The sequence below is a fragment of the Leifsonia sp. HAY1-4F genome (assembly GCF_056755275.1).
The window spans coordinates 1-7,590 of sequence record NZ_JBNDHX010000141.1 but is presented as its reverse complement, the minus strand read 5'-3'; the positions used below and the strand labels follow the sequence as shown (position 1 = coordinate 7,590).

Sequence of the window (7,590 nt, the reverse complement as noted above, 5' to 3'; positions counted from 1 at the left end):
ATCCAGGCCCGCGGCAAGCAGTCCCGACGGCCGGAGAACTACGAAGCCTTCTACACGCGTACGACCGGCATCTGGCAGACGGTCTGGCTGGAGCCCGTCGCCGCCGCGCACCTCGGCCGTCCCGTCATCCGTCCCGACCTCGCCTCGTCGTCGTTCGCCGTCGAGCTGGACGTCATCTCCCCGGCCGCCGGGCTCACCGCGCGGGTCGACCTGCTCGACGAGGACGGGCTCGTCGTCAGTGGGGAGGTGGACGTGACGGCGCAGGTGAAGCCGGTGGTCACCCTCGCGGTCCCGGCCGACCGCCTCCGCACCTGGTCGCCCGAGGACCCGCACCTCTATCGCGTGCGTTTCACCCTCCTGCGCGGGAAGGCCGTGGTCGACGCCCTCGACAGCTACGCCGGCATGCGCTCGATCGCGATCGACGGGCGCCGGGTCCTCCTCAACGGCCGGCCGGTCTTCCAGCGCCTCGTCCTCGACCAGGGCTACTGGCCCGAAACGCTGATGACCGCTCCGAGCGATGACGCCCTCGTGGCCGACATCGAGCTCGGGATGGCCGCCGGCTTCAACGGCGCGCGCCTCCACCAGAAGGTGTTCGAGGAACGCTACCTGTTCCACGCCGACCGGCTCGGCTACCTGGTCTGGGGCGAGTTCGCCGACTGGGGCGCGAAGGTGGGACCGGGAGGTCCGCAGGAGCCGACGATGTCGTTCGTCGCCGAGTGGGTGGAGGCGCTCACCCGCGACCTGTCGCACCCATCGATCGTCGGCTGGTGCCCGCTCAACGAGACCTACCAGCCGATCACCGACCGGCTGACCATCCTGGACGACGCCACCAAGGCGCTCTACGCCGTCACCAAGGCGATCGACCCCACCCGGCCGGTCATCGACGCGTCCGGCTACTCGCACCGGGTGCCCGGCGCCGACATCTACGACTCGCACCTCTACGAACAGGACCCCGACGTCTTCGCGGCGCGCATGGGAGGCCTCGCGGACGGCCGGCCCTATGTCAACACGGCGCCCGACGGCACCGAGTGGTCGGTGCCGTACGCCGGGCAGCCCTATTTCTGCAGCGAGTTCGGCGGCATCTGGTGGTCGGACAGCGACCGCGCCGGCGACGACTCGTGGGGGTACGGCGAGGCGCCGCGCACCCGCGAGGAGTGGCTGGACCGGTTCCGCCGACTGGTGGACACGCTGCTCGACGACGCCGGCATGTTCGGCTACTGCTTCACGCAGCTCACGGACGTCTTCCAGGAGAAGAACGGGGTGCTCGACTTCCGGCGCGTGCCGAAGTTCGACCTCCGGCTCCTGCGGGACATCCAGTCGCGGCCCGCGGCGTACGAGCTCGACGACGTCCCGCCCCTCGATCCCTGATCCGGGCGCGGGTTCCCGCAACACGAAAACCCCACCACCGACCCGTACCACCGACCTGCACCACCAGCACCTGACAACACAAGGCACCTCACAAAGGAGTGGACACCCATGCGCAACAAACTGATCCTCGCCGCAGCCGCCGTCTCGGCGGTCGCGCTGGCGCTCGCCGGCTGCTCGTCGGGAGGCGGCTCCAGCGACGGCAAGGTCACGCTGACCGTCGTCGGCTTCGAGGGCGGCGGCACCGAGCTCGCCGACATCCCGCAGATCAACGCCGACTTCCACAAGAAGTACCCGAACATCACGGTCGACTACAAGTACGTCGCCAACGGCGAGTACGACCAGTACAACAACACCCGCCTCGCCGCCGGCACCGCCGCTGATGTCCTCATGACGAACGCGACCCGCGTCCAGCAGTGGCAGAAGCAGGGCTACCTCGCCGACCTGAGCGACCAGTCCTGGGTGAAGCAGCTCATCCCGAACGTCGCCCCGTTCGGCGCGATCGACGGCAAGACCTACGCATTCACGCAGCAGAACATCCCGATCGGGCTCTACGCCAACCTCGACATCCTGGAGAAGGCCGGGATCGCCCAGGTCCCGCAGACCTGGCCGGACTTCCTCGACGCGCTGCAGAAGCTGAAGGCCGCCGGGCAGCCGGGCCTCCTGCTCGCCGACCAGGGCGGCTGGACCAGCGAACAGCTCTCGCTGGCGCTCGCAGCGAATCTGGTCGACGACAAGTGGGGCCAGGGCTACGACGAGGGCAAGACCAATTGGAACCCGTCCTTCGCACCGGTGTTCGACCACATCAAGCAGCTGCTCACCTCGGGCGACGTCGATGGCAAGCTGATGAACGGCATCGAGCCGTTCAACACCGGCAACGCGGACTTCGCCGCCGGAAAGTGGGCCTTCACCATCATGGGCGCGTGGGAGCTGCAGAACTTCCAGCAGAACGCGAAGTTCGACTTCTCGCTCAACCCGTTCCCGGGCGGCGATGCGGGCAGCAGCCCCTACGGCGTGACCTTCGTCGGCTCCGGCTGGGGCGTCAACGCGGCTAGCCAGCACACCGATGCCGCGAAGAAGTATGTCGCGTTCATGGCCGACCCGGCCAACGACAGCCGCTACCTGGCCGCCGAGAACTCGTTTACCACCCTGAAGAACGTGCCGAGCCCGACCATGGCGAAGGCGAGTGCCTACGTGGATGCCTTCAACGCCGGCCACTCGCAGGTGTCGCCGATCGAGTATCTGCACTTCCCGACCTACGAGCAGGAGTTCTGGAAGGTCGGCACCTCGCTCTTCAACGACCCGTCGCAGTCGACGAGCACCCTCCTGAAGCAGCTCGACCAGACGATCCCGAAGACGAAGTAGCCGGTCCCGGCCGGGGAGCCCCGCACGCTTCCCGGCCGGGTGCCCGCACCACCGCAGCCGCACCATCCAGCCCGAAAGGCGATCCCATGCAAATCCGTGGCCGTTCCGCGATGGTGCTGATCGCGCCGGCAGCCCTCATCTTCGCCGTGTTCGTGATCTACCCGCTGATCCGTGGCGTGCAGCTGAGCTTCACCGACGCGATCGGGCCGAGCGGCGGAAACTTCGTCGGGCTGAAGAACTACCTCCACGCGCTGTCCGACCCGACAGTGCTGCACGCGCTCGGCAACACCATCGTCTACACGATCGTCGTGGTCGTCGTGCAGAACGGCCTCGCCCTCCTCGTCGCGTTCTGGCTGTTCAAGCTGGAGCGCGTGCGCAACTTCGTGCGCGCCGGGCTGCTGCTGCCCGCGATGATGGCGTTCGTCGCGGTCGGTTACCTGTGGTCGTACATGTACTCGCCGCTGGGAGGCCCGATCGACGAGGTCATGGATGCCCTCGGCCTCCACTCGCTCGAGCCGATCTGGCTGGGCGACCCCCACACCGCACTGATGTCGATCGCGGCCATCTACATCTGGATGTTCCTCGGCTACACCGCCACGATCTACCTCGCCAACTACATGGCCATCGACCCCGCGCTCATCGAGGCGGCGAACCTCGACGGCGCCGCCGGCTGGCGCCGGTTCTGGAGCATCGACTGGCGGCTGCTCGCGCCGTCGTTCACGATCAACATCACGCTCAGCGTCATCGGTTCGCTGCGCGTGTTCGACCTGCCGTTCATCATGACGCAGGGCGCCCCCGAGGACGCGACGCAGACGCTGAGCCTCGTCATCTACAACAACAGCTTCGCGAACTACCAGTTCGCCTACGGCACCACGCTCGCCGTCCTGCTGCTGATCCTCACGATCGTCGTGGGCGTCACGCAGGCGACGCTGCTGCGCCGACGGGAGGCCGACCTCGCATGACCGCACTCATCAGCCGGGAGACCGCGTCCGACCCCGACGGCCGGGTCGCGTCCCGCCGCCCAACCGCCCGCGCTCCGCGCTTCCGGGGCCGCCGCCTCCGCTCGCGCGCGTCGACGGTGATCGCCTCGGTCATCCTGCTCGCCTTCACGGCCGTCGTGCTCACGCCCATCTGGGTGCTCGTCATGGTGTCGCTGCATCACGGCAACAGCTCACCGTCGAACGCGTTCGCCCTCCCGGCGCCGATCGACTTCCAGAACTACGTCAACGCGTTCCAGAACATGCACTACCTGCGCAGCGTCGGCAACACGCTCATCATCACGCTCGCCACCGCCGTGATCACGGTCTTCGCGGCCTCCCTCGCGGCGTGGGCGATCGTGCGGCACACCCGGCGCTGGACGCGCACGCTTTACCAGATCTTCGTCTCGGGCCTCACCATCCCGATCTTCGTCGTGCTCACCCCGCTGTACGAGGTGATGCAGAAGCTGCACCTGCTGGACAGCTACATCGGCATCGTGCTCGCGTACACCGCGACGATCATGCCGTTCGCGGTGTTCTTCTTCGCCGGCTTCCTGCGCACCGTGCCGCCGGAGCTGGAGGAGGCAGCGGCCGTCGACGGCGCCGGGCTCATCCGCACGTACTGGAGGATCGTCTTCCCGCTGCTGCGCCCGGCCACGGCGACCCTGGCGATCTTCGTCATCCTGCAGGTCTGGAACGACCTCATCCTGCCGCTCGTGCTGCTCTCGTCGGACGACAAGCAGACCGTCACGCTCGCCGTCTACGCCACCATCGGCACCCACACGATGAGCCCGGAGCAGCTGCTCCCGACGCTCGTGCTCGGTGTGCTGCCGCTGTTCATCGTGTTCCTCGCGCTGCAGCGCTACGTCGTCGCCGGCATCGCGGTGGGGGCGGGGAAGTAGGGGCGACTCCGCTCGATCCAGCTCCACACCATCCAGCTCCACACCATCCAGCTCCACACCATCCTGCTCCACCCATGGAAACCGGAGGTCGACAATGCAGTCACTCGTACACCGCCCGCTCCTGACCAGGGTCGCGGCGCTCGCCGCGGCGGCCCTCGCGATCGCCGTCGCCTTCGTCGCCGCCGTCGCGGCCCCCGCCCACGCCAACAGCCCGGGCTCCAGCATGTACACCTCCACGTCGTCCAACGACTTCCTGGCGTACAGCAGGGTGATCCGGCTCGCCCACAGCGGCAGCGCGAACGGCACCCTCCTGGGGACGTTCGAGCACGCGGACAAGAGCGGCGCCGCCACCACGTTCGCCATCCGTCAGAGCACGGACGACGGCGCGACCTGGTCGACGAAGTCGAGTCTGAGCGACCCGCTCACCGGAGCCGGGCATCCGTCGTCGCAGCTCTGGCAGCCGTTCCTGTACGAGTTCCCGCAGGCGCTTGGCGCCTACCCGGCCGGCACGCTCCTCCTCGTCGGGAACGTCGCCCCGACGGCGAATACCAGCACCACGTTCGTGGAGTGGCGCAGCACCGACGCCGGCGCGACCTGGACGTACGTCTCGGCGTTCCAGGCCGGTGGAGGCGAGGGTACGGGGATCTGGGAGCCCTTCCTCGCGCTCGACTCGTCCGGCAAGCTGAACTGCTACTTCTCCGACGAGCGCCAGAGCGGCACCTACAGCCAGAAGCTCGCGCACATCGTCTCGACCGACGGCGGCGTCACCTGGAGCGCGAACGCCGACGGCTCGACGCGCGTCTCGCCCGGCGAGGTGAACGACGTGGCCAGCACGACGCAGTCCGACCGCCCCGGGATGGCGACCGTCGCCGTCAGCACGTCGGGCACGTACGTCATGGCCTACGAGGTCTGCGGCCCGGCCTTCAACTGCGTGGCACGCGTGAAGTCCTCCACGACCGGCGACACGTGGGGAACCGGCCCGGCCGATCTCGGCACCACCGCGACGACCCGCGACGGCCGGCAGCTCTTCCACTCGCCGTACCTCGCGTGGAGCCCGGCGGGAGGCGGCGAGTTCCTGCTCGCAGGCCAGACCGAGTCGGGAGGCTCGGAGGGCGGCCAGGTCGTGTTCGTCAACAGCTCAGGGAATGCGACGGGCTCGTGGTCGTGGATCCCCGCGCCCGTGGCGACCAGCGGCTCGGCCTCGAACTGCAGCGTGGACTACAGCCCCGACCTCCTGGTGTCGGCCTCGGGTCGGACCGTGCGCTACACCGCGCCCTCCGCGATCGGCCCGAACGGTTGCGAGGAGGTCACCGGCGAGACCAACGCCGGAGTCCTGCCCTTCCGTTCGACGTTCAGCGGCGGCGATTCCGGCTGGGTCGACTACAACGGCTGCTGGTCGACGTCGGGCGACGTCTACGCCGAGACCTGCGGCGGGACCGCCGGCCCGAAGGCCGTCGCCGGTTCGACCGCGTGGACCGACTACACCGTGCAGGGCGACGTCCGGATCGACTCCGGCACCCAGGCCGGCCTGCTTCTGCGGGTCTCCAACCCGTCGGCGGGCACCGATGCGCTCACGGGCTACTACCTCGGCATCACGACGACCGGCCTGGTCCTCGGCCGCGAGAACTCCGGATGGACGTCGCTCTCGAGCGCCGTCCTCCCCGGCGGAGTGACGACCGGGACCTGGTACCACCTCGTCGCGCAGGCGTCGGGCTGCACGTTCACCGTCAGCGCGGTCCCGGTGGGGAGCACGGCCTCACCGACGGCCTTCACGTACACGGACAGCGGCTGCGCGCTGACCTCGGGCGCCGTCGGCGTCCGGGACCAGGGCAGCACCGCCTCGTTCCGGAACATCGCGGTCACGGCCGGCGCCACAGCCTCCACCGCCGTCGCTCCGTACGCGGCACCGTTCGCAAGCGGTTCGGCGCCGGGATGGACCACCTACGGCGGCACCTGGAGCACGACGGCCTCGACCGAGACCTACGCGGACTCGGCGGGCGGCTCGGGCGACAAGAGCGTGGCCGGATCCACCTCCTGGGGCAACTACTCGCTGACCGGCGACGTCAGGCTCGACAGCCTCGGCGGCAACGCCAACGCAGGGTTCATCGTGCGCGTGACGAACCCCGCGGTCGGCGCCGACGCGCTCGACGGCTACTACGCGGGCGTCACGCCGACGGGCCTCGTACTGGGCCGGCAGCTGAACAACTGGACGCAGCTCGCCTCGGCGGCTCTTCCGGTGACGCTGCCCACCGGGACCTGGTACCACCTGACCGTGGAGGCCGTCGGCTGCACGATCACCGTGACCGGGCAGCCGGCGAACGGCGGCTCGATCGTGTCGGCGGGAGCCACGGACACGGGATGCTCGCCGACCAGCGGGGCGATCGGGGTCCGGACGTACAACGCAGGGGCGACCTGGAGGGGCGTCGCCGTCACCCCGCGCTGACGGCCTCCGGCGCTCGCCGGTTCATCCCCGGCGAGCGCTGGTGGCGGTCGCCGCCTCGGGACTCTGGGCGGTCCGCGCATGGAGGGTGCCGTAGCGTTCCATGCTCTGCCAGCGGAGGCGGATCCCGGCGAGTGCGGTGAACACGGATTGCAGCACGACCAGGTACATCAGCTGGCGGTAGACCACTTGCTGGAGGGGGAGCGTCCAGAGGGCGCCCATCTTCTCCTTGTCGAGGCGGAAGGCGTATGCGGCCATCAGCAGCTGTACGAGCAGGAAGGCGCACCACAGCCCGATGATGCGGACGGGGTCGAGGAAGATGATGCCGTAGATCGCGAAGATGTCCACGACCGGGGCGAAGAGCGGCAGGAGCACCTGAAGGACGAGGAGGTAACCGAGCCCGCGGCGGCCGAGCTTGCCCGCGGGCCCGCGCTGGACGATCGCGCCGCGGTGCTTCCACATCGCCTGCATGGTGCCGTAGCACCACCGGTAGCGCTGACGCCAGAGCGCGGCGAGCGAAGCGGGCGCTTCGGTCCAGGCG

The 7,590-nt window shown here is 69.2% G+C and carries 6 protein-coding genes; 5 read left to right on the top strand and 1 reads right to left on the bottom strand.

From position 1 onward, the window contains the following. From ACPYOG_RS17955 to ACPYOG_RS17935, 5 genes are all read left to right on the top strand, one after another. The coding region (locus ACPYOG_RS17955) for a glycoside hydrolase family 2 protein (protein ID WP_481295515.1) at positions 1-1,368 on the top strand (1,368 nt) is incomplete at its 5' end. A gap of 108 nt (positions 1,369-1,476) precedes the next feature. Further along, positions 1,477-2,730 carry an ABC transporter substrate-binding protein gene (locus tag ACPYOG_RS17950; RefSeq protein WP_481295514.1) on the top strand — a complete coding sequence of 418 codons (1,254 nt, stop codon included), beginning with the start codon at positions 1,477-1,479 and terminating at the stop codon, positions 2,728-2,730. Positions 2,731-2,816: 86 nt separating this feature from the next. Further along, positions 2,817-3,692 carry a carbohydrate ABC transporter permease gene (locus tag ACPYOG_RS17945; RefSeq protein ID WP_090041503.1) on the top strand — a complete coding sequence of 292 codons (876 nt, stop codon included), beginning with the start codon at positions 2,817-2,819 and terminating at the stop codon, positions 3,690-3,692. Continuing rightward, a complete protein-coding gene (locus ACPYOG_RS17940; protein ID WP_481295513.1) occupies positions 3,689-4,609 on the top strand; it encodes a carbohydrate ABC transporter permease in 921 nt (306 codons plus the stop codon). The genes ACPYOG_RS17945 and ACPYOG_RS17940 overlap by 4 nt, the downstream gene beginning before the upstream one ends. A 94-nt stretch (positions 4,610-4,703) precedes the next feature. After that, complete coding sequence (locus tag ACPYOG_RS17935) at positions 4,704-7,052, top strand: 3-keto-alpha-glucoside-1,2-lyase-like domain-containing protein (RefSeq protein ID WP_481295512.1); 2,349 nt, start codon at positions 4,704-4,706, stop codon at positions 7,050-7,052. Between the two features lie 21 nt (positions 7,053-7,073). On the opposite strand, the gene ACPYOG_RS17930 is transcribed toward ACPYOG_RS17935, so the two are convergent. After that, positions 7,074-7,590 (bottom strand): glycosyltransferase family 2 protein (locus ACPYOG_RS17930; protein ID WP_481295511.1); only part of this gene is annotated, 517 nt, incomplete at its 5' end.